Below are 18,912 nucleotides of genomic sequence, written 5' to 3' on the forward strand. Positions count from 1 at the left end.
GCCCTTGTCCGGTCCCCGCACCGCCACGAGACTCCGGTCGTGAGCACCGACCCCGTCGTGACCGCCGGCGGGCCGGCGCCCGGGGACACCGTGGCCCTCGTCGACCCGGTGACCTACGAGCAGGGCCCACCCCTGGCGCTGCTGCGCCGGCTGCGCGGGCAGGCACCGGTGGCGTGGGTCGAGGAGCCCGCGCTGCACGGCCAGCCGGCCGGCCCGGGCTTCTGGCTGGTGCTGCGGCACGCCGACGTCGAGCGGGTGCTGCGCGACCCGGCGACCTTCTCCTCGTGGCTGGGCGCCACCCAGGTCCGCGACGCCGCCGACCTCGCGTGGGTGCGCCGGATGATGCTCAACACCGACCCGCCCGACCACTCGCGGCTGCGGCGGCTGCTGTCCCGGTCGTTCACCCCGCGGGCGGTCGCCGCGCTCACCGAGGCGATCGGGGCCGCGGCGGCCGGCCTGGTCGACCGCATGGTCGACGGCGCCGCCGAGGGCCGGTGCGACTTCGCGAAGGACGTCGCCGCCGACCTCCCGCTGCTCACCCTCGCCGACGTGCTCGGGGTGCCCGCCGAGGACCGGTGGCTGATGTTCGACTGGTCCAACCGGGTGATCGGCTGGCAGGACCCCGACTACGCCACCTCGGCCGCCTTCGACGGCACCGGCGGGACGGCGATGGCCCGCGCGGCGCTCGCGCTGCGGCCGGTCCCCGACGCCGACGGGCGGATGCCCGACCCGCGCACCCGCGCCGGCATGCCCGACCTCTACGCCTACGCCGGGCTGCTGGCCGAGGAGAAGCGGCGGGCGCCGGGCGACGACGTCATGTCGATCCTGCTGGCGCAGGTCGACGACGACGGCGGGCAGGTGAGCACCGAGGAGTTCGAGAACCTGTTCTGGCTGTTCGCCGTCGCCGGGAACGAGACGCTGCGCAACGGCCTGCCCGGCGGGCTGATCGCGCTGCTGCAGCACCCCGCGCAGCTGGCCGCGGTGCGCGCGGACCCGTCGCTGCTGCCCGGTGCGGTCGAGGAGATGCTGCGCTGGTGGACGCCGGTCATGGTGTTCCGCCGCACCGCCACCACCGACGTCGACCTCGCCGGCGTCCGGGTGCGGGCCGGCGACAAGGTCGTCGTCTCGTTCACCTCGGCCAACCGCGACCCGGCGGTGTTCGCCGACCCCGACGCCTTCGACGTCCGCCGGAGCCCCAACCCGCACCTGTCCTTCGGCCACGGACCGCACTTCTGCCTCGGCGCGCAGCTGGCGCGGGTGCAGATGCGCGCGCTGTTCGCCGAGCTGCTGCGGCGGACGCGCACCGTGGAGCTCGACGGGCCCCCGGCGCTGCTGCGGTCGAACTTCCAGCGCGGGGTCAAGCGGCTGCCGATCCGCTGGGCAGCCGCCTGACCCCGGAACGCCTCAGCTGCCGGCGGCCGCCGGCGGCCAGGTCTTCGCGACCATCGTGAGGACGTCGTAGGTGGCCACCGGCGCGCCCTCGCCGTTGACGACGACGGCGTCCCAGCGCACCTCGCCGTGGTCGGCGCCGCCGCGCGGGGTGATCTGCTTGGCCGTGAGCGTCACGGTCAGCTCCTCCCCCGGCTTGACCGGCGTGAGGAACCGCAGGTTGTCGACGCCGTAGTTGGCCAGCACCGGGCCCGGGTCGGGGTCGACGAACAGCCCCGCCGCCCAGGACACGATCAGGTAGCCGTGCGCGACCCGGCCGCCGAAGAGCGGGTTGGCGCGGGCGGCCTCCTCGTCCGTGTGCGCGTAGAAGGTGTCGCCGGTGAACTCGGCGAAGTGCTCGATGTCGGCCAGCGTCACCGGGCGCGGGCCGGCGGTCACGGAGTCGCCGATGCGCAGCTCGGCCAGCGACTTGCGGAACGGGTGCACGCCGTCGTCGGTGCGGCGCGCGCCGGTCACCCAGCGGCCGCCGACCGCGGTCAGCACGTCCGGCGAGCCCTGCACGGCGGTGCGCTGCATGTGGTGCAGCACGCCGCGGATGCCGCCGAGCTCCTCGCCGCCGCCGGCGCGGCCCGGACCGCCGTGCACGAGGACCGGCAGCGGGGAGCCGTGGCCGGTGTTCTCCCCGGCGTCGTCGCGGTCGAGGACCAGGATCCGGCCGTGGGCGTGCGCGGCGCCGAGCACGAACTCCCGCGCCACCGCCGGGTCGTGGGTGACCAGGGAGCCGACGAGGCTGCCCTGCCCGCGGGCGGCCAGCTCCACGGCCTGCGTCACCGAGTCGTAGGGCAGCACGGTGCTGACCGGCCCGAACGCCTCGACGTCGTGCGGCTCGGCGGCGGACAGGTCGTCGCAGCGCAGCAGCAGCGGCGGCAGGAACGCGCCGCGGTCGCGGTCGGCGCCGACGACGTCGACGTGCTCGGGGTCGCCGGCCACGAGCTCGGCGACGCCGCGCAGCGCCTTGACCGCGCGCAGCACCTCCTCGCGCTGGTCGAGGCTGGCCAGCGCGCCCATGGTCACGCCCTCGGCGCCCGGCGCGCCGACGACGACCTGCGCCAGCCGCTCGCGGGTGGCCTCCACCACGTCGCCGACCAGCTCCCGCGGCACGAACGCGCGGCGGATCGCGGTGCACTTCTGGCCGGCCTTGACCGTCATCTCGGTGACCAGCTGGTCGACGAACAGGCCGAACTCGGGGGTGTCCGGCGTCGCGTCGGGGCCGAGCACCGAGCAGTTGAGCGAGTCGGCCTCGGCGTTGAACCGCACGGAGTTGGCCACGACCGCGGGATGGCTGCGCAGCTTGCGGGCGGTGGCCGCCGAGCCGGTGAAGAAGACGAGGTCCTGTCCGGCGAGCCCGTCGAGGAGCCCGGCGGGGCTGCCGGCCAGCAGCTGCACCGACCCCTCGGGCAGGAGCCCGGACTCGACGATCGCGCGGACCACGGCCTCGGTCAGGTACGCCGTCTGGCTGGCCGGCTTGACGATGGTCGGGACGCCCGCGAGGAACGCCGGCGCGAGCTTCTCCAGGAAGCCCCACACCGGGAAGTTGAACGCGTTGACCTGCACCGCCACGCCGCGCAGCGGGGTGTACAGGTGTTGGCCGGCGAAGGTGCCCCGCCGGCCCAGGGGCTCGACCGCGCCGTCGAGCACGACGGTGTCGTCGGGCAGCTCGCGGCGCCCCTTGCTCGCGTAGGACAGCAGCGTGCCGAAGCCGCCGTCGACGTCGACGGCGTTGTCGCGGTCGGTGGCGCCGGTGCGGTGGGACAGCGCGGAGAAGGCGTCCTTGTCGGCCATCAGCCGCAGGCCCAGCTGCTTGAGCAGCCCGGCGCGCTGGTGGAAGGTCAGCTCCCGCAGCGCCGGCCCGCCCACGGTGCGGGCGTGGTCGAGCATCGCGGCGACGTCGAGGCCGGTGCTGCTGATCCGGGCGACGGTCTCGCCGGTCACGGCGTCGGGCAGCGGCGTGCCCTCGTCGGGCGCGGCGTACCACCGGCCGGCGGCGTAGCTCTCGAGCAGGGGGGCGGTCATCGCAGGTCTCCCGGGGTCGAGCGGGCCCGCAGGCCCTCGAAGGTGGTGGCGACGAGCGCGTCGGCGAGGGCGTCGGCCGACAGGCTGCCGCCGGGGCGGAACCACTCGGTGAGCGAGTTGACGGTGCCGAACAGCAGCCGGCTGGTGACGGCGGGGTCGACGTCGGGGCGCACGTCGCCCTCCTCCTCGGCCGCGCGCACCAGGTCGGTGACGATGCGGTCGAACTCCCGCCGGCGGGCGAGCGCGGCCTCCTCGACCGGGGAGTTGCCGCGCACCCGCAGCAGCAGGGTGACGAAGGGCAGCTCGGCGGCCAGCACCCGCACCGACCCGCGGACGACGTGCTCGAGCCGGTCGATCGCGCGGCCGGTGACCGCCGCCGGTTCCCGCGTGACGGCGAAGAGGGCGTCCAGCGCCCGGTCGAGCGCCATGCGCAGCAGCTCGACCTTGCTGGGCACGTGGTGGTAGATCGCCGACTTGGTGATGCCGAGCCGGGCGGCGAGCTCCTCCATGCTCGTGGCGTCGTAGCCGCGCTCGTTGAAGACGGCGACGGCGACCTCGAGCAGGCTGTCGAGCGAGTGCCCGGGCCGGCCCCGGCGGACCCGGAGCTCCGTCACGCCCGCTCCCGCCGGTCGGTCAGCCGCTGCAGCTTGCCCATCGACCGGGGCAGGGTCTCCGGGTCGACGACGAGCACCTCGATGGTGGTGCCGACGGTGTCCTTGACGCCCGTGGCGACCTCGCGGGCGGCCTCCTCGCGCCGCTCGGGCGGGCAGTCGGGACGCGCCTCGACCCGGACGACGAGGTGGTCCATCCGGCCGCGGGTCAGCAGCTCGAGGGCGAAGTGCGGGGCCAGCCCCGGCGTGCGCAGCACGACCTCCTCGATCTGGGTCGGGAAGAGGTTCACCCCGCGCAGGATGATCATGTCGTCGGTGCGGCCGGTGACCTTCTCCATCCGCCGCATGCCCGGCCGGGCCGTCCCGGGCAGCAGCCGGGTCAGGTCGCGGGTGCGGTAGCGCACGACCGGCATGGCCTCCTTGGTCAGCGAGGTGAACACCAGCTCGCCGACCTCGCCCTCGGGCAGCACCTCGCCGGTGATCGGGTCGATGACCTCCGGGTAGAAGTGGTCCTCCCAGACGTGCAGCCCGTCCTTGGTCTCCACGCACTCCTGCGCGACGCCGGGGCCCATCACCTCCGACAGGCCGTAGATGTCGACCGCCTGGATGCCGGCGCGCTCCTCCATCTCCAGGCGCATCTGCTCGGTCCAGGGCTCGGCGCCGAAGACGCCGATCTCGAGGCTGGACCGCCGGGGGTCGAGGCCCTGCTTCTCGAACTCGTCGAGCAGCGTGAGCATGTAGCTCGGGGTCACCATGATCACGCGGGGCTCGAAGTCGGTGATCAGCTGGACCTGGCGCGGCGTCATGCCGCCGGAGACCGGGATGACCGTGCAGCCGAGCATCTCGGCGCCGTAGTGCGCGCCGAGCCCGCCGGTGAACAGGCCGTAGCCGTAGGCGTTGTGCAGCCGGTCGCCGGGGCGACCGCCGGCGGCGCGGATGGAGCGGGCCATCACGGTGGCCCAGGTGTCGATGTCGCGCCCGGTGTACCCGACGACGGTCGGGCGGCCGGTCGTGCCGGAGGAGGCGTGGATCCGGCGCACCTGCTCCTGGGGGACGGCGAACATGCCGAACGGGTAGGTGTCCCGCAGGTCGGCCTTGCTCGTCGTCGGGAACCGGGCGAGGTCGGCGAGCTCGCGGCAGTCGTCGGGGTGCACGCCCGCGGCGTCGAAGGCGGTCCGGTGGTGGGGCACGTTGTCGTAGGCGTGCCGCAGCGACCACCGCAGCCGCTCGAGCTGCAGCGCGCGCAGCTCGTCGACCGACATCCGCTCGGCGGCGTCGAGCGTCGCGGGGTCGGGGGCGTCCCCGAGGCGCCGTGGGGTCTCGCTGGACAGGACCGTCATCTCGGGAGGCCTCCGGAGGTGGGCAGGCGTCGTCGCCGGACGGCCGGCGGCGGCCGCCTGGGTACGCCATTACCGACCGGATGGTCAGGTATCGGACTCCCCTCCCTCGCCCGCTGTCAAGTCCTCCCCGGCCGCGCTTGTGCCTGCTCCCGGCGTCGGGCACACTGAAACCGACCGTCCGGTCAGTAATTGACCCCCGACGTCGCCCACGAGGAGTGCGAGATGTCCGCGCCCACCCTGGAACGGCCCGCTGCCGACCGCCCCGACGAGGCCGCGCTGCAGCAGCAGTTCGACGCGACCATCGCCGCCGAGCACCGGATCGAGCCGCGCGACTGGATGCCCGAGGGGTACCGCAGGACGCTGGTCCGCCAGATCGCCCAGCACGCGCACTCGGAGATCATCGGGATGCAGCCCGAGGGCGACTGGCTGCTGGCGGCGCCCAGCCTGCGGCGCAAGGCGATCCTGCTGGCCAAGGTGCAGGACGAGGCCGGGCACGGGATGTACCTGTACTCGGCCGCCGAGACCCTCGGCGCCGACCGCGCCGACCTCACCGACAAGCTCATCGAGCAGAAGCAGAAGTACAGCTCGATCTTCAACTACCCGACGCTCACCTACGCCGACGTCGGCGTCATCGGCTGGCTGGTCGACGGCGCGGCGATCTGCAACCAGGTGCCGCTGTGTCGCTCCTCCTACGGGCCCTACGCCCGGGCGATGATCCGGGTCTGCAAGGAGGAGTCGTTCCACCAGCGGCAGGGCTACGAGCTGCTGATGACGATGATGCGCGGCACCCCCGAGCAGCGGGCGATGGTGCAGGACGCCGTCGACCGGTGGTGGCGGCCCTCGCTGATGATGTTCGGCCCGCCCGACGACGACAGCCCCAACTCGGCGCAGTCGATGGCCTGGGGCATCAAGCGGCACAGCAACGACGAGCTGCGCCAGCGCTTCGTGGACATGACCGTGCCGCAGGCGCGGTTCCTCGGCGTGACGCTGCCCGACCCGGACCTGGTGTGGGACGAGGCGGCCGGCCGGCACCGGTTCGGCGCGATCGACTGGGCGGAGTTCAAGCGGGTGGTCAGCGGGAGCGGGCCGATGAACGCCGTCCGCATCGCCCGCCGCCGGGCCGCCCGCGACGACAACGCGTGGGTCACCGAGGCCGCGGGCGCCTACGCGGCCAAGCACGCCGAGCACGCCGAGCACGCCGAGCACGCGGAGGGTGCGGCGTGAGCACCGAGGTCACCGCCGAGGGCGGGCACGGCGCCGTCCCCACCGGGCCCGAGGTCCCCGTGGAGCCGAAGGCGTCCACCGCGCGGCGGGACTGGCCGCTGTACGAGGTGTTCGTGCGCGGCAAGCGTGGCCTCAACCACGTGCACGTGGGCTCGCTGCACGCCCCCGACGACGAGATGGCGGTGCACGCCGCCCGCGACGTCTACACCCGGCGCAACGAGGGCGTGAGCATCTGGGTGGTGAAGGCCGCCGACATCACCGCCTCGAGCCCCGACGAGAAGGACCCGATGTTCGCCCCGAGCGGCGACAAGGTCTACCGGCACCCGACGTTCTACGAGATCCCCGAGGACGTCCCCCACATGTGAGCAAGGACCTCCTCTCCCCCACCGCCCTCGTACCTCGGGCGGCGGGGCCCTGAGAGGGGGCCGACCGGCTGGGCGCGTCCACCACGGAAGGAACGGTTGACATGGGGCACGAGGAGACCGTGTACGAGGCGCTGGACCACGCCCACGGGGGCGAGGGGCACTGGGCCTTCGGCACCGGCTTCGACGAGCCGCTGGCCGGCGTCGACACCACCGTCCCCGACGGGGTCGACCACGCCGACCTCGGCGCCTACTGCCTGATGCTCGGCGACGACGCCCTCGTGCTCGCCCAGCGCCTCACCGAGTGGGTGACCGCCGCGCCCGAGCTCGAGGAGGAGATGGCGATCGCCAACGTCGCCCTCGACCTGCTCGGCCAGGCCCGGCTGCTGCTGGCCCGGGCCGGCTCGGTGGGCGTGCTGGGCCGCTCCCGCGAGAAGGCCACCGAGAGCATCCCCGACGAGGACGCACTGGCCTACTTCCGCGACCCCGACGAGTTCCGCTGCACCGCGCTGACCACGGCGGAGAACGGCGACTTCGGCCGGACGATGGTCCGGCTGCTGGTGGCCGCCACCGTCCGGCTGGCGGTGTTCGCCCGGCTGCGGGACTCCCGCGACCCGGTCCTCGCCGCGATCGCCGCCAAGGGCGTCCACGAGCTCAGCTACCACCGCGACCACGCCGCCCGCTGGGTGCTGCGCCTGGGCGACGGCACGCCGGAGTCCCACCGGCGGGTGCAGGCCGGCGCCGACGCGGTGTGGCCGCTGCTGGCCGACCTGTTCACCGCCACCGACGTCGAGCGGCGGCTGGCCGGCGCCGGGGTCGCGGTCGACCCCGCCGACGTCCGCGACGAGGTGCGCGAGGTGCTCACCGCGGTGCTCGACCGGGCCACCCTGCGCACGCCGCCGTGGCCCGCCGACGTCCCGCCGCGCGGCCGGGCCGGCGAGCACGGCCCGGAGCTGGCCGCGCTGCTGGAGACGCTCCAGGGCCTGGCCCGCCGGCACCCGGCGGCCACCTGGTGACTGCGATGACCGGCCCCGCCACCACCGACCCGCGGGCGGTCGCCGAGACCGTCACCGACCCGGAGCTGCCCACGCTCACCCTGGCCGACCTCGGGGTGCTGCGCGACGTCCGCGTGCACGACGGCACCGTCGTCGTCGACATCACCCCCACCTACAGCGGCTGCCCGGCGATGGGCGTCATGCGCGCCGACCTGCTGCACGCGCTGCACTCGGCCGGGTACGACGACGTCGAGGTGCGCACCGTCCTCTCCCCGGCGTGGAGCACCGACTGGATCAGCGAGGAGGGCCGCCGCAAGCTCGCCGCGGCCGGCATCGCGCCGCCCGGCCGGGCGCCGGTCCGCCCCGCCGGCCCGGTCCCGCTGCAGCTCGGCCCGACCCGGCGCACGGCGGCCTGCCCGCTGTGCGGCTCCCCCGACACCGAGGAGCTCAGCGAGTTCGGGTCCACGGCCTGCAAGGCGCTGCGCCGCTGCCGCAGCTGCCGCGAACCGTTCGAGCACGTCAAGGAGATCTGAGTTGAGCGCACCGACCCGCCGCCGGCCGCAGTTCCACCCGCTGCGGGTCGCCCGCGTCGAGCAGCTCACCGACGACGCCGTCGCGGTCACCTTCGACGTGCCCGAGGAGCTGGCCGAGGACTACGCCTTCCGGCCCGGCCAGGCGCTCACCCTCCGCCGGGTCGACGGCGACCGCGACGAGCGGCGGTCCTACTCGATCTGCGCGCCCGTCGGCGCTCCGCCCCGGGTGGGCGTCCGCGAGGTCCCCGGCGGCTTCTTCTCCTCCTACCTGGTGCACGAGGTGCGGCCCGGCGACGAGATCGAGGTGCTGCCGCCGTCGGGGACGTTCACCGCCGACCTGTCCACCCCGGCCGACCACGTGTTCGTCGTCGCCGGCTCCGGCGTCACCCCGGCGCTGAGCCTGGCGAGCACCGTGCTCCGCGACGGCGAGTCGACCGTCACCGTCTTCTACGGCAACCGGCGCACCAACACGGTGATGTTCGCCGACGAGCTGGCCGACCTGAAGGACCGCTACGGCACCCGGCTGCAGCTGGTGCACGTCCTCTCCCGCGAACCGCGCGACGCCGAGCTGACCACCGGCCGGCTCGACGGCGAGCGGCTGCGCACCCTCGTCGAGACCTTCGTCGACGCCGGGCACGTCGACCACTGGTGGCTGTGCGGCCCGCACGGGATGGTCACCGACGCCCGGGAGCTGCTCGCCGGGCTCGGCGTCCCGCCCGAGCGGGTGCACCAGGAGCTGTTCTACGTCGACGACGTCCCGCCGCAGCCGGTGCGCGGCGACGACCAGCTCGTCGAGGGGCCCAGCAGCCAGGTCACCGTGGTCCTCGACGGCCGCTCGACCACCCTCGCCCTCCCCCGCGACGTGCCCGTGCTCGACTCCGCCCAGCGGGTCCGCTCCGACCTGCCCTTCGCCTGCAAGGGCGGCGTCTGCGGCACCTGCCGCGCGCGGGTCACCGACGGCGAGGTGGAGATGCGGCGCAACTACGCGCTGGAGGCGGCCGAGGTCGAGGCCGGCTACGTGCTGACCTGCCAGACGCTCCCGCTGTCGGACGCGGTCACCGTCGACTTCGACGCGTGACCCCGATCGCCGCCGGCGAGGCCGCCGTCCTCGACGTCGTCGTCACCGAGGCGATGACCGTCGACTTCGACGAGCTCGGCCCGGTGCACCCGGTCTACGCCACCTACGCGATGGCCAAGCACTTCGAGGAGGCCGGGCGCAAGCTGCTGCTGGCCCACCTCGAGCCCGGCGAGGCCGGCATCGGGACGGCGGTGGCGGTCGAGCACCTGGCCCCGGCGTGGCCGGGAGACCGCGTCCGGGTCACCGCCAGCTGCGTCGAGGTGCGCGGCAACCGGCTGACCTGCGCGCTCACCGCGACCGGCGCCGACGGCACGCTGCTCGGCCGCGGGACGACCGGGCAGGCGGTGCTGCCCGCGGACGTCGTCTCGGCCCGGCTGCGCCGGCCGGGCTGACGCGCGCGGTGCCCGACCTCGTGCTGCAGGGTGAGGTCGGGCACCGTGGCGCGGGGTCGGGGAGAAGCCCCGCCGGTCACTGCCGGCGGGTGGTCTCCTCCGCGCGCAGCGACTCGTCGCTGAGCAGCACCGCGGCCGCCTCCACCGTCCTCGGCCCGGCCTGGCCGGACGCCTCTGGACCGGCCTTCGCCTCGGGCGCCGCGATCGCCGCGGCCGGCGCCGGGTCGGACGCCGCGCGTTGGGGCACCGCGACGGGCGCGGCCGGCGTCGCCGCCCGGCCGGCCCGCAGCGGCTCGGCCTGGGCGCGGAGCGCTCCCGGCACACCCTCGGGGTGCGCGGCGCCCCACTCGCGCTCGACGTCGGCGAGCAGCGCCTCCAGGTAGGCGCGCAGCTGCGCGCGGCACGCCTGCCCGAAGGCCTGCAGGTACCGCACCTGCTCCTGCAGCTCCTCCTCGGTCCGGGTGTCGACGCCGACCGCGTCCCCCGCGGCGGCCGCGGCACCCTGCGCGGCGGCGATCCGGGAGGCGGTCTCGTGCGCCGCCTGGATCATCGCGCCGACCTTCTCGCGCGCCTCGCGCACCTGCTCCTCGTAGTGCTCGCGCGCCTCGGCGGTCATCACCCGGCTGATCGCCTCGGCCTCGGCGACGTACTGGTCGGCGGTCTGCTGGGCGGCCGCGAGGATGCCCACGGCCTGCGAGGAGGGGGCCTCGGGCCGCGGGTCGTGGTCGAGGCGGGCCTGCAGGTCGTGCACCCGGTCGCGCAGCTCCGCCTTCTCCGCGTGCAGCCGGGCCAGCTCCTCCCCCACGCGCTCGAGGAAGCGGTCGACCTCGACGTCGTCGTAGCCGTGGCGGAAGACCGAGGACCGGCCGAACCGCACGTCGCGGACGTCCGCCGGGCTCAGCCGCCGGCCGCTCCAGCCGGCGGGCTCGGTGGTCGTGCTCATGTCGTCACCTCTCCGTGCACATCGGGTCCCGGGCGGCTGGGGGCGAACACCTCGGTGCGGATGCGCTCCTCGGGTACCCCCTGCTGCCGCAGCCTCTCGACGGTGTCGTCGACCATCGCCGGCGGACCGGCGACGTAGGCCTCCCTGCTCCCCCACGGCCCCGCGCGGGCCACCACCTCACCGACGTCGCCGTGGGCGAACTGCGAGTGCCCGTCCTCGGAGACGGCGACGGTGACGGTGAGCCAGGGGTTGTCCTGCGTCAGGCGCGTCAGGTCCGCGCGGTCGTAGAGGTCCTCCTCGAGGCGGACGCCGACGAACAGGTCCACCCGCCGGGGCGGGCCGTTGCGGGCCACGTGGTCGACGATCGCCTTGAGCGGCGCCAGGCCCGTCCCGCCCGCCACCAGCAGCAGGTCGCGGTCGGAGTCGGGGTCGAAGCGCATGTGGTCGACCGGGGGGCCGAGGCGCAGCACGTCGCCGACGTGGACCTGCCGGACCAGCGCGGTGCTGACCGGCCCGCCCGGCTGGGCCCGCGCGTGGATCTCCAGCTCGCCGTCGGGCCGGAAGGCGTTGGCCGGGGAGTAGTAGCGCCACAGCCGGGGCCGCAGCTCGGTCTCCAGCGAGATCGACTCCCCGGGGCGGTAGGGCAGCGGGACCTTCGAGCGCAGCCGCAGGACGGCGGTGTCGACGGTGCGCCGCTCGTGCGCGACGACCTCGGCGTCCCACCAGGGCGGCTGGTCGGACATCTCGTCGGCGGCCTGCACCATCACCGAGGCGACCAGCTCGTAGGCCGCCGTCCAGTCCGCGGCCAGCGCCTCGTTCCACTCGTCGTCGAAGTGCTCGAGGGTGGCCAGCAGGCTCGCGCCCACCGCGGGGTAGTGCTCGGCCACGGTGCCGAACTTGCGGTGGTCGCGCCCGAGCTGCTGCAGGATCGGCACGAGGGCGTCGAGGTCGTCGACCCGGGCCACCACCTCACCGAGTGCGGCGAAGAGCCGGTCGCGCTGGTGCGCCATCGAGACCGGGAACAGCTGCCGGGTCTCGGGATGGGCGAGGAACAGGTGCGCGTAGAACCACAGCGGCGCCTCGTCCCCCGCCGCGGCCGCCTTGGCGAAGTTGGCGCGCATCGCAGGAATGTCCACGCAAGCCCCCCGTGCAACGGTCCCGTCGGCCGACCGGGTGGCCGGACCGCCGTCCGGGGCACTGTAACGACGATCACGGCCAGCGGCCAGGGCCGTACCGGTACGGCCGCAGTCGCCGTCCGCAGTCCCTCCTGGCAGGGTCGGTGGCCGCGTCCCGTCGACCGTCCGAGGAGGACCGATGCTGTCCGACCGATCACGACCCGTCATCGAGGCGACGCTGCCGGTCGTCGCCGACCACATCGGCGAGGTCGCCGAGCGGTTCTACGGGCACCTGTTCGGCGCCCACCCGGAGCTGTTCGACGGGGTCTTCAACCGCGGCAACCAGGCCACCGGTGAGCAGCAGGTCGCCCTCGCGGGGTCGGTCGCGGTCTTCGCGAGCACAATGGTGCAGACGCCCGAGCAGGTGCCCGAGCGCCTGCTGTCGCGGATCGCGCACAAGCACGCCTCGTTGGGCGTCACGCCGGCGCAGTACGACGTCGTGCACGAGCACCTGTTCTGGGCCATCGCCGACGTCCTCGGCGACGCGGTCACCCCCGAGGTCGCCGCCGCGTGGGACGAGGTCTACTGGCTGATGGCCTACGCGCTGATCAACCAGGAGCGCGGCCTCTACAGCGCCCGCGGCGTCCGCCCGGAGACGGTGTGGCGCGAGTGGGAGGTGGCCGAGAAGGTCCAGGAGACCCCCGAGGTGGTCACCTTCCGGGTCCGGCGGGTCGACGACCGGCTGGTCAAGACCTCGCTGCCGGGCCAGTACGTGACGGTGCAGGTGCCGATGCCCGACGGGGTCCGCCAGCCGCGGCAGTACAGCCTGACCCGGGCCGACGACGGCGAGCACCGCCAGTTCTCGGTCAAGCGGGTCCGCGGCGGCGGCAAGCCCGACGGCGAGGTCTCCAACCACCTCTGCGACCGGGTCGGGGTGGGCGACCGGCTGACGATGTCGCTGCCCTTCGGCGACGTCGTCCTCGACGACTCCGGCCGCCCGGTGGTGTTCGCCAGCGCCGGCATCGGCATCACGCCGATGGCCGGGATGCTCTCCCACCTGACCGCCGCGGGCTCCCACCTGCCCATCACGCTCCTGCACGCCGACGTCGACGAGGAGTCCTTCGCCCTGCGCGAGCAGGTGCTCGCCGACATCCGGCAGCTGTCCGGCGCGCGGATCCACACCTGGTACGAGCGCGGGGCGACCGGGACGCTGCCGGTCGACGGGGTCCACGCCGGGGTCATGGACCTCGACGCGGTCGACCTCCCGCCCGACGCCGTCTACTACCTGTGCGGTCCGCTGCCGTTCATGCGGGCCGTGCGCAGCGCGCTGCTCGACCGGGGCGTGGCCGCGCGGGACGTCCAGTACGAGGTCTTCGGCCCCGACCTGTGGCAGGCCGACTTCCAGACCGAGCCGGCCCCCGACGCCGTGCACGCCGGCTGACCGGCCGGCACCCCGGCCGCACCGCGCGGTGCCCGACCCCGCGCTGCGGGGTGAGGTCGGGCACCGCGGGACGGGGTCGGCGCGCCCGCCCGGCCGGGGCTCAGGCGCCGCGCCGGTCCCCCGGGACGGCGCCCTCGAGGATGCGGTGCGGGTCGGCGCCGGCCGCCAGCGCGGCCAGCCGCTCGCGGACCGGCCCGGTGGGCGTGCGGGCCAGCACGTCGGGCACCGCGGCGAAGCCGTGGGCCGGGGGCCGGCCGGCGAGGTCGGCACCGAACGCGGCCGCCAGCTCCTCGGCGCAGGCCCGGGTGGCCGCCCGGTCCTCGACACCGGTGCCCCCGACGAGCCGGACCGCCAGCCGGGCGTCGCGGTGGCAGACGGCGCTGGGCCGCTCGGGCACCCAGCCCAGCGCCCCGCCGAGCAGCCGCACCTCCACCGTGCGCGGCCGGGCACCGCGGACGGCCCGCAGCAGCGCCGCGGCCGCCCGGTCGGGGATCCGGGTGGGCAGCAGCGAGGAGCCGGTGCCCAGCTCCTGGTCCCGCGTGGCCAGCCCGGCCGGACCGCGCGGGGCGATCTCGGAGTCCAGGGGGCGGACGGTGGCCGCCAGCGGGCGCAGCAGCCCGTCGAGCACCTCGACGCCGTCCTCGGTGTCCCCGGCCCACGCGAACCGGACCGTCACCCCGCACTCGCCGTGCCGCGGGTGGGTCAGCAGCAGCGAGGTGCCCGCCTGCGACGGCAGCGTCGCCGTCCACGCGCGCCAGGCGTCGAACACCCGCGCGGCGTCGGACGCGGCCCAACGCAGCTGCCCGCCGTAGCGCGGGCCGGCGGCCAGCAGGTCCAGCTCGACGGCGGTGACCACGCCCAGCGCCGCGCCGCCGCCGCGCACGCCCCAGAACAGCTCGGGCTCCTCGGTGGGGGTGACCCGCCGCAGCGCGCCGTCGCCGGTGACCAGCTCCACCGCGCGGACCCGGTCGCAGGCCAGGCCGTAGGTGCGCGCCAGCGGCCCGACGCCGCCCCCGGTCACCGTGTCTGCCACCCGCTCGGCCGCCGACGCGCCGGTCAGCGGGGTCAGGCCGCGCCGGCCCGCCTCCCCCGCCAGGTCGCGCCAGCGCACGCCGGCACCCACCCGCGCCCACCCGGCGGGCGACACGGTCACCTCCGCCAGGCCCGCGGGGTCGACCACCAGCCGGCGCGTCGGGGCGGTGCCGCGCCCGGGTCCCTCGACGGCGAGCGCGACGCCGTGCCGGCCGGCCAGCCGCACGGCCGCGACGACGTCGGCGGCCTCGGCCACCTGCACCACCGACCCCTCGCTCAGCCCGGCCCCGGGCGTGAGCCGGGACCGCAGGGCGGCCGACAGGTCGGGCGGGAGGACGGCGGGCAGGACGGTTCCGGACGTCACGGGAGGTCTCCAGGGTGCGCGGCGACGGTGCCCCAGGAGGGTCGTCCGCCGTCCTTGGTGTCCCCTTGCCGGGCGCTTGGGCGCCAGGTCAGCAGGTCACGGAACCGACTCGATGGAGTGGCTCCAGCACCACGGCGGGGTTCCGGATCCTAGGCTCCCGCGCGATGACCGGCACCTCGTTCCGCGTGCTGGGACCCGTGGAGGTCCGGCGCGACGGCTCCCTCCTCGCCCCCCAGTCCCCGAAGCACCGCGCGGTCCTCGCCGCGCTGCTGGTCGACCCGGGCCGCACCGTGCCGGTCGACCTGCTCGTCGACCGCGTGTGGAGCGGCCAGCCCCCCGCGGCGGTGTCGGCGACGCTGCAGTCGATCGTGTCCCGGCTGCGCCGCGAGCTCGAGCCCGACGTCACCGGCGGCCGCTGGACGCTGCTGGTCACCCGGGAGCCCGGCTACCGGCTCGAGGTCGCCCCGGAGGACGTCGACGCCGTCCGCTTCGTGCAGCTGCTGCGCACCGCCCGCGACCTGGCCGCGCGCGACGAGGTGCAGCAGGCGCGGGAGGCGGTCACCGAGGGCCTGGCGCTGTGGCGCGGTCCCGCCTACGCCGACGTGTCGGCCACCTTCGCCGTCGAGGAGTCCGAGCGGCTCGAGCAGCTGCGGCTGGCCGCCCGCGAGCTCGCCGCCGAGCTGGACCTGCGGCTGGGCCGGCACGCCGAGATCGTCGACGACGTCCGGGAGCTGCTGCGGGCCGAGCCGCTGCGCGAGGGCCTGCGCGCCTCGCTGATGCTGGCGCTGTACCGGTGCGGCCGGCAGGCCGAGGCGCTGGAGGTCTACGAGGAGGGCCGGCGGCTGCTCGCCGACGGCCTCGGCGTCGACCCCGGCCGGGCGCTGCAGACCCTGCACGGCCAGATCCTGCGCCAGGACCCCGCCCTGGCCGGCGCCGGCCGGACCCGCCCCGCGCCGGCCCCGCCCGCCGCGGCCCCGGCGCCGCCCGCACCCGAGCGGCCCGCGGTCCGGCCGCTGGGCCCGCTGCCGGTGCCGCTGACCGCGTTCGTCGGCCGCGAGCGCGAGCTGGCCCAGGTGGCCGCGGCGCTGGCCGGGCAGCGGCTGGTCACGCTGGTCGGCCCCGGCGGCAGCGGCAAGACCCGGCTGGCGCTGGAGGCCGCCCGGCGGCGGCCGGCCGACGCGCCGCCGGCCGCGCTGGTCGAGCTGGCCGGCGTCACCGACCCCGACCTGGTCGCCGCGCAGGTGGCCACCGTCCTGGGCGTCACCCTCGCCGGCGGCGACCCGCTGGGCGCCGTCGCCACCGCCGTGCAGGACCGGCCGCTGCTGCTCGTCCTGGACAACTGCGAGCACGTGGTCGAGGCGGCCGCGACCGTCTGCGCCGAGCTGCTGCCGCGCTGCCCTGAGTTGCGCGTGCTGGCCACCTCGCGCGAGCCGCTGGGCCTGCCCGGCGAGGCGGTGCTGCCCTGCGGGCCGATGCCGGCCGGCGCCCCCGGCAGCGACGCCGAGCGGCTGTTCCTCGACCGCGCCCGGCTGGTCGCCCCGCACCTGGCCGAGCCGTCGGAGGAGGACCTGGCGCAGGTCCGCGAGCTGGTGGCCGCCCTCGACGGGCTGCCGCTGGCCGTCGAGCTGGCCGCGGCCTGCCTGACCACGCTGCCGCTGGCGGAGGTGGCCGGCCGGGTCGACGACCGGTTCGCCCTGCTCTCGGGCGGCTGGCGGACCGCGGTGCCGCACCAGCGCACGCTGGCGGCGACGGTGCAGTGGAGCGTGGACCTGCTCTCGCCGCCGGAGCTGGCGGTCTACCGCGCCGTGGCGGTGCTGCCGGGCACCTTCGGCCCCGACCTGGTCGAGGCCGTCGCCGGGCCGGAGGTCGACGGCGGCGCGCTGGAGCTGCTGCGCGTGCTGGTGGCCAAGTCCCTGGTCGAGCTCGACCACGGCGCCGGCCGCTACCGCATGCTCGAGACGCTGCGGCAGTACGCCGAGCAGGGCCTCGACGAGGCGCAGTCGCGGCGGCTGCGCGACCGGCTGACCGGCTTCGCCGTCGAGCTCAGCGAGCGGCTCGAGCCCACGCTGCGCCGTCCGGAGTGGACCGCCAGCGCCCGCCGGCTCGACACCGAGCAGCCCGCGCTGCGCGCCGCGCTCGGGCACGCGCTGGCCACCGGCCAGGGCGAGCTCGCGCTGCGGATCGGGTCGGCGCTGTCGTGGTGGTGGTACCGCCGCGGGCACGTCGCCGAGGGCCGCCGCTGGCTGGCTGCGGCGCTGGAGGCGACGCCGGACGCGCCGCCCCGGGTGCGCAGCGGCGCCCTGCTCGGCGACGCGCTGCTCGCCTATCTCTCCGGCGACGTCCCCTCGATCTGGGCGCGGACCAACGAGATCGTCACCGCGGCCACCGACGAGTCCGACGGCGTGCTCGCCCTCGCCCTGGTCCTGCGCGGCTTCGTGCGGGCGCTGACCGGCCAGCCCGACCCCGAGGGGCAGACGCCGCACGACATCGCCCGCGGCCTGGAGCTGGCGCAGGCGTCGGGCATCGAGTGGGTGCAGGTCGAGATCGCGATGACCCTCGGCCAGTTCTCCCGGGTCGCCGGCGACGTCGACGGCGCGCTGGACCACCTCGCCCGCGCCGAGCGGCTCGCGGTCGACCTGGGCCACTCGTGGGCGCACTCGTCCGTGCTGTGGATCCGGGCCAAGGTGCTCACCGACGTGGGCCGGCCGGCCGAGGCGCTGGCGGACCTGTGGCAGATGCTCGACCTCACCCACCGCGAGGGCGACCTCACCGGCACCCTCGCCGGGCTGCTGGCCGCCGTCGGCACGGCCACCGCGGCCGGGGAGCCGCGCGCCGCCGGGGTGCTGCTCGGCGCGGTGCAGGCCAACGCCCGGCTGGTCGGCTACGACCCGCTGCGGATGGACCCCATGGACGGGCAGCGCTACGTGGCGGCCACCCGGGCGGCGCTGCCGGCGGACGAGCTGGTCGCCGCGCAGGCCGAGGGCGCCGGACTCGACCTCGGCGGCGCGGTGGCCCTGGTCGGCCGGCTGGCGGAGCAGGCCCGCACCGCGGCGGCCGCCGGCTGAGTCACGGCCGCAGGCCCGCGTACAGGCGGGCCAGGTCGGGCAGCTGGAAGTGGGCGTTGAGCCCGCTGGGGTTGGGCAGCACCCACGTCTGCGCGCCGGCGATCGCGGCGTCCTGGCGGCCCCACCCGTCGCGGGGCCGGCCGGTGGCCAGCCGCCAGGCCGTGATGCCCAGCACCGCCACGACGCGCGGGCGGTACCGCGCCACCAGGTCGCCCAGCGCCGCCGCACCCGCCCGCAGCTCCGCGGGCGTGAGCTCGGCCGCCGTCCGGGTGGGCCGGTCGACCAGGTTGGTCACCCCGAGCCCGTAGCGCAGCAGCTCGCGGTCCTCCTCCGGCGCCAGCCGCCGGGGGGTGAGCCCGGCCAGGTGCAGCGCCGGCCAGAACCGGTTGCCCGGCCGCGCGAAGTGGTGCCCGCGGGCGGCCGAGGTCAGCGACGGGTTGATCCCGCAGAACAGGACGTCGAGGTCCGGCGCGACGACGTCGGGCAGCGGCTTGCCCGCGGGCTCCGGGTCCGCGGTCAGTCCCGCATCGAGCGGACCGCCAGGGCCGCCCCGCCGTAGACGGCCGAGCTGGCCACCGCCCGCACCGTCGTGGCCCGGCCCGACCCGGCGGCCGCCCCGAGGGCGGTGACCACGTCGAGGAGGTTCGCCGCGGCGACCAGGGCCAGGTTGCGGTCGACCTCCTCCGGGGTGCGCGCGGTCAGCGCGGTGACCGAGAGAGCGAGCGCGCGGCTGCCGAAGAGGCGCTGCAGCTGCAGGCCCTGCGGCGTCGGCGGGACGCCGTAGCCGGTCGCGACCGCTCGGGGGGCGAGGACGCTCAGCGCCCCGAACGCCGCGCCGGCGGCGCCCAGCGCCCGCGCCGCCGTCTGCTTGGACATGCCTGCGATGGTGGTGACCACGTCGTCTCCCGGTCGGTGGACCGGGCGGCCGGACTGCTGGGCCGCCCGTCGGGGAGCC

Annotated in this window: 16 protein-coding genes and 1 pseudogene; 9 read left to right on the forward strand and 8 right to left on the reverse strand. The window is 76.1% G+C overall.

All coding sequences use genetic code 11. The features are described 5' to 3' along the window. Positions 1-39: 39 nt before the first annotated feature. Positions 40-1,392, forward strand: a complete 1,353-nt coding sequence (locus ACI79O_RS00130) for a cytochrome P450 (RefSeq protein WP_456913056.1) — start codon at positions 40-42, stop codon at positions 1,390-1,392. Positions 1,393-1,404: 12 nt separating this feature from the next. On the opposite strand, the gene paaZ is transcribed toward ACI79O_RS00130, so the two are convergent. Genes paaZ through paaK form a run of 3 tightly spaced genes read right to left on the reverse strand, consistent with a single transcriptional unit; the run spans position 1,405 to position 5,413 of the window. Beyond that, entirely contained in the window at positions 1,405-3,462 is a 2,058-nt protein-coding gene (gene paaZ / locus ACI79O_RS00135) for a phenylacetic acid degradation bifunctional protein PaaZ (RefSeq protein WP_456885716.1), read from the reverse strand. Next, positions 3,459-4,076 carry a TetR/AcrR family transcriptional regulator gene (locus tag ACI79O_RS00140; protein WP_456876142.1) on the reverse strand — a complete coding sequence of 206 codons (618 nt, stop codon included), beginning with the start codon at positions 4,074-4,076 and terminating at the stop codon, positions 3,459-3,461. Before ACI79O_RS00140 ends, paaZ begins: the two co-directional genes overlap by 4 nt. Further along, positions 4,073-5,413 carry a phenylacetate--CoA ligase PaaK gene (paaK, locus tag ACI79O_RS00145; RefSeq protein ID WP_456913057.1) on the reverse strand — a complete coding sequence of 447 codons (1,341 nt, stop codon included), beginning with the start codon at positions 5,411-5,413 and terminating at the stop codon, positions 4,073-4,075. The genes ACI79O_RS00140 and paaK overlap by 4 nt, the downstream gene beginning before the upstream one ends. Before the next feature lie 222 nt (positions 5,414-5,635). On the opposite strand from paaK, the gene paaA reads away from it, so the two are divergent. The 6 genes and pseudogenes from paaA to ACI79O_RS00175 all read left to right on the forward strand — a co-directional run. After that, a complete protein-coding gene (paaA, locus tag ACI79O_RS00150) occupies positions 5,636-6,637 on the forward strand; it encodes a 1,2-phenylacetyl-CoA epoxidase subunit PaaA (RefSeq protein ID WP_456913058.1) in 1,002 nt (333 codons plus the stop codon). Beyond that, positions 6,634-7,002, forward strand: a complete 369-nt coding sequence (gene paaB / locus ACI79O_RS00155) for a 1,2-phenylacetyl-CoA epoxidase subunit PaaB (RefSeq protein WP_456913059.1) — start codon at positions 6,634-6,636, stop codon at positions 7,000-7,002. The genes paaA and paaB overlap by 4 nt, the downstream gene beginning before the upstream one ends. A 101-nt stretch (positions 7,003-7,103) precedes the next feature. Continuing rightward, entirely contained in the window at positions 7,104-8,015 is a 912-nt protein-coding gene (gene paaC, locus ACI79O_RS00160; protein WP_456885723.1) for a 1,2-phenylacetyl-CoA epoxidase subunit PaaC, read from the forward strand. 5 nt (positions 8,016-8,020) lie between these two features. Continuing rightward, positions 8,021-8,527: a 1,2-phenylacetyl-CoA epoxidase subunit PaaD gene (gene paaD / locus ACI79O_RS00165; protein WP_456876147.1), complete on the forward strand. Its 507-nt coding sequence runs from the start codon at positions 8,021-8,023 to the stop codon at positions 8,525-8,527. 1 nt (position 8,528) lies between these two features. Beyond that, complete coding sequence (gene paaE / locus ACI79O_RS00170) at positions 8,529-9,605, forward strand: 1,2-phenylacetyl-CoA epoxidase subunit PaaE (RefSeq protein ID WP_456885725.1); 1,077 nt, start codon at positions 8,529-8,531, stop codon at positions 9,603-9,605. Positions 9,606-9,625: 20 nt separating this feature from the next. After that, positions 9,626-9,997: pseudogene (locus ACI79O_RS00175) on the forward strand (thioesterase family protein); the annotation flags it as partial. A gap of 76 nt (positions 9,998-10,073) precedes the next feature. On the opposite strand, the gene ACI79O_RS00180 reads toward ACI79O_RS00175, so the two are convergent. Beyond that, positions 10,074-10,940, reverse strand: coding sequence for a DivIVA domain-containing protein (locus ACI79O_RS00180; RefSeq protein WP_456885729.1), 867 nt, complete (start codon positions 10,938-10,940; stop codon positions 10,074-10,076). Next, positions 10,937-12,061, reverse strand: coding sequence for a globin domain-containing protein (locus ACI79O_RS00185; RefSeq protein WP_456885731.1), 1,125 nt, complete (start codon positions 12,059-12,061; stop codon positions 10,937-10,939). The genes ACI79O_RS00180 and ACI79O_RS00185 overlap by 4 nt, the downstream gene beginning before the upstream one ends. A gap of 193 nt (positions 12,062-12,254) precedes the next feature. Here ACI79O_RS00185 and ACI79O_RS00190 point away from each other — a divergent pair, with 193 nt between their 5' ends. Next, a complete protein-coding gene (locus ACI79O_RS00190; protein ID WP_456885733.1) occupies positions 12,255-13,496 on the forward strand; it encodes a globin domain-containing protein in 1,242 nt (413 codons plus the stop codon). Between the two features lie 100 nt (positions 13,497-13,596). Here ACI79O_RS00190 and ACI79O_RS00195 read toward each other — a convergent pair whose 3' ends face one another. Continuing rightward, positions 13,597-14,892: an FAD-binding oxidoreductase gene (locus tag ACI79O_RS00195; RefSeq protein WP_456885735.1), complete on the reverse strand. Its 1,296-nt coding sequence runs from the start codon at positions 14,890-14,892 to the stop codon at positions 13,597-13,599. 164 nt (positions 14,893-15,056) lie between these two features. Between ACI79O_RS00195 and ACI79O_RS00200 the strand changes: the two genes are divergently transcribed. Then, the gene (locus tag ACI79O_RS00200; protein ID WP_456885737.1) at positions 15,057-17,957 is read left to right on the forward strand and encodes a BTAD domain-containing putative transcriptional regulator; all 2,901 of its coding nucleotides are present in this window, start codon (positions 15,057-15,059) and stop codon (positions 17,955-17,957) included. A gap of 1 nt (position 17,958) precedes the next feature. Here ACI79O_RS00200 and mug read toward each other — a convergent pair whose 3' ends face one another. Continuing rightward, positions 17,959-18,477 carry a G/U mismatch-specific DNA glycosylase gene (gene mug / locus ACI79O_RS00205; RefSeq protein WP_456913189.1) on the reverse strand — a complete coding sequence of 173 codons (519 nt, stop codon included), beginning with the start codon at positions 18,475-18,477 and terminating at the stop codon, positions 17,959-17,961. Beyond that, a complete protein-coding gene (locus ACI79O_RS00210) occupies positions 18,474-18,833 on the reverse strand; it encodes a hypothetical protein (RefSeq protein ID WP_456886259.1) in 360 nt (119 codons plus the stop codon). The genes mug and ACI79O_RS00210 overlap by 4 nt, the downstream gene beginning before the upstream one ends. Between the last annotated feature and the right edge of the window lie 79 nt (positions 18,834-18,912).

Source organism: Geodermatophilus sp. SYSU D00696, assembly GCF_054050235.1.

Bases quoted from the DNA above. Each gene is read 5' to 3' on its own strand.
- paaZ (WP_456885716.1), bottom strand. From the start codon at position 3,462: ATGACCGCCCCCCTGCTCGAGAGCTACGCCGCCGGCCGGTGGTACGCC.
- paaK (WP_456913057.1), bottom strand. From the start codon at position 5,413: ATGACGGTCCTGTCCAGCGAGACCCCACGGCGCCTCGGGGACGCCCCC.
- paaA (WP_456913058.1), top strand. From the start codon at position 5,636: ATGTCCGCGCCCACCCTGGAACGGCCCGCTGCCGACCGCCCCGACGAG.
- paaC (WP_456885723.1), top strand. From the start codon at position 7,104: ATGGGGCACGAGGAGACCGTGTACGAGGCGCTGGACCACGCCCACGGG.
- paaD (WP_456876147.1), top strand. From the start codon at position 8,021: ATGACCGGCCCCGCCACCACCGACCCGCGGGCGGTCGCCGAGACCGTC.
- ACI79O_RS00180 (WP_456885729.1), bottom strand. From the start codon at position 10,940: ATGAGCACGACCACCGAGCCCGCCGGCTGGAGCGGCCGGCGGCTGAGC.
- ACI79O_RS00185 (WP_456885731.1), bottom strand. From the start codon at position 12,061: ATGCGCGCCAACTTCGCCAAGGCGGCCGCGGCGGGGGACGAGGCGCCG.
- ACI79O_RS00190 (WP_456885733.1), top strand. From the start codon at position 12,255: ATGCTGTCCGACCGATCACGACCCGTCATCGAGGCGACGCTGCCGGTC.
- ACI79O_RS00200 (WP_456885737.1), top strand. From the start codon at position 15,057: ATGACCGGCACCTCGTTCCGCGTGCTGGGACCCGTGGAGGTCCGGCGC.
- ACI79O_RS00210 (WP_456886259.1), bottom strand. From the start codon at position 18,833: ATGTCCAAGCAGACGGCGGCGCGGGCGCTGGGCGCCGCCGGCGCGGCG.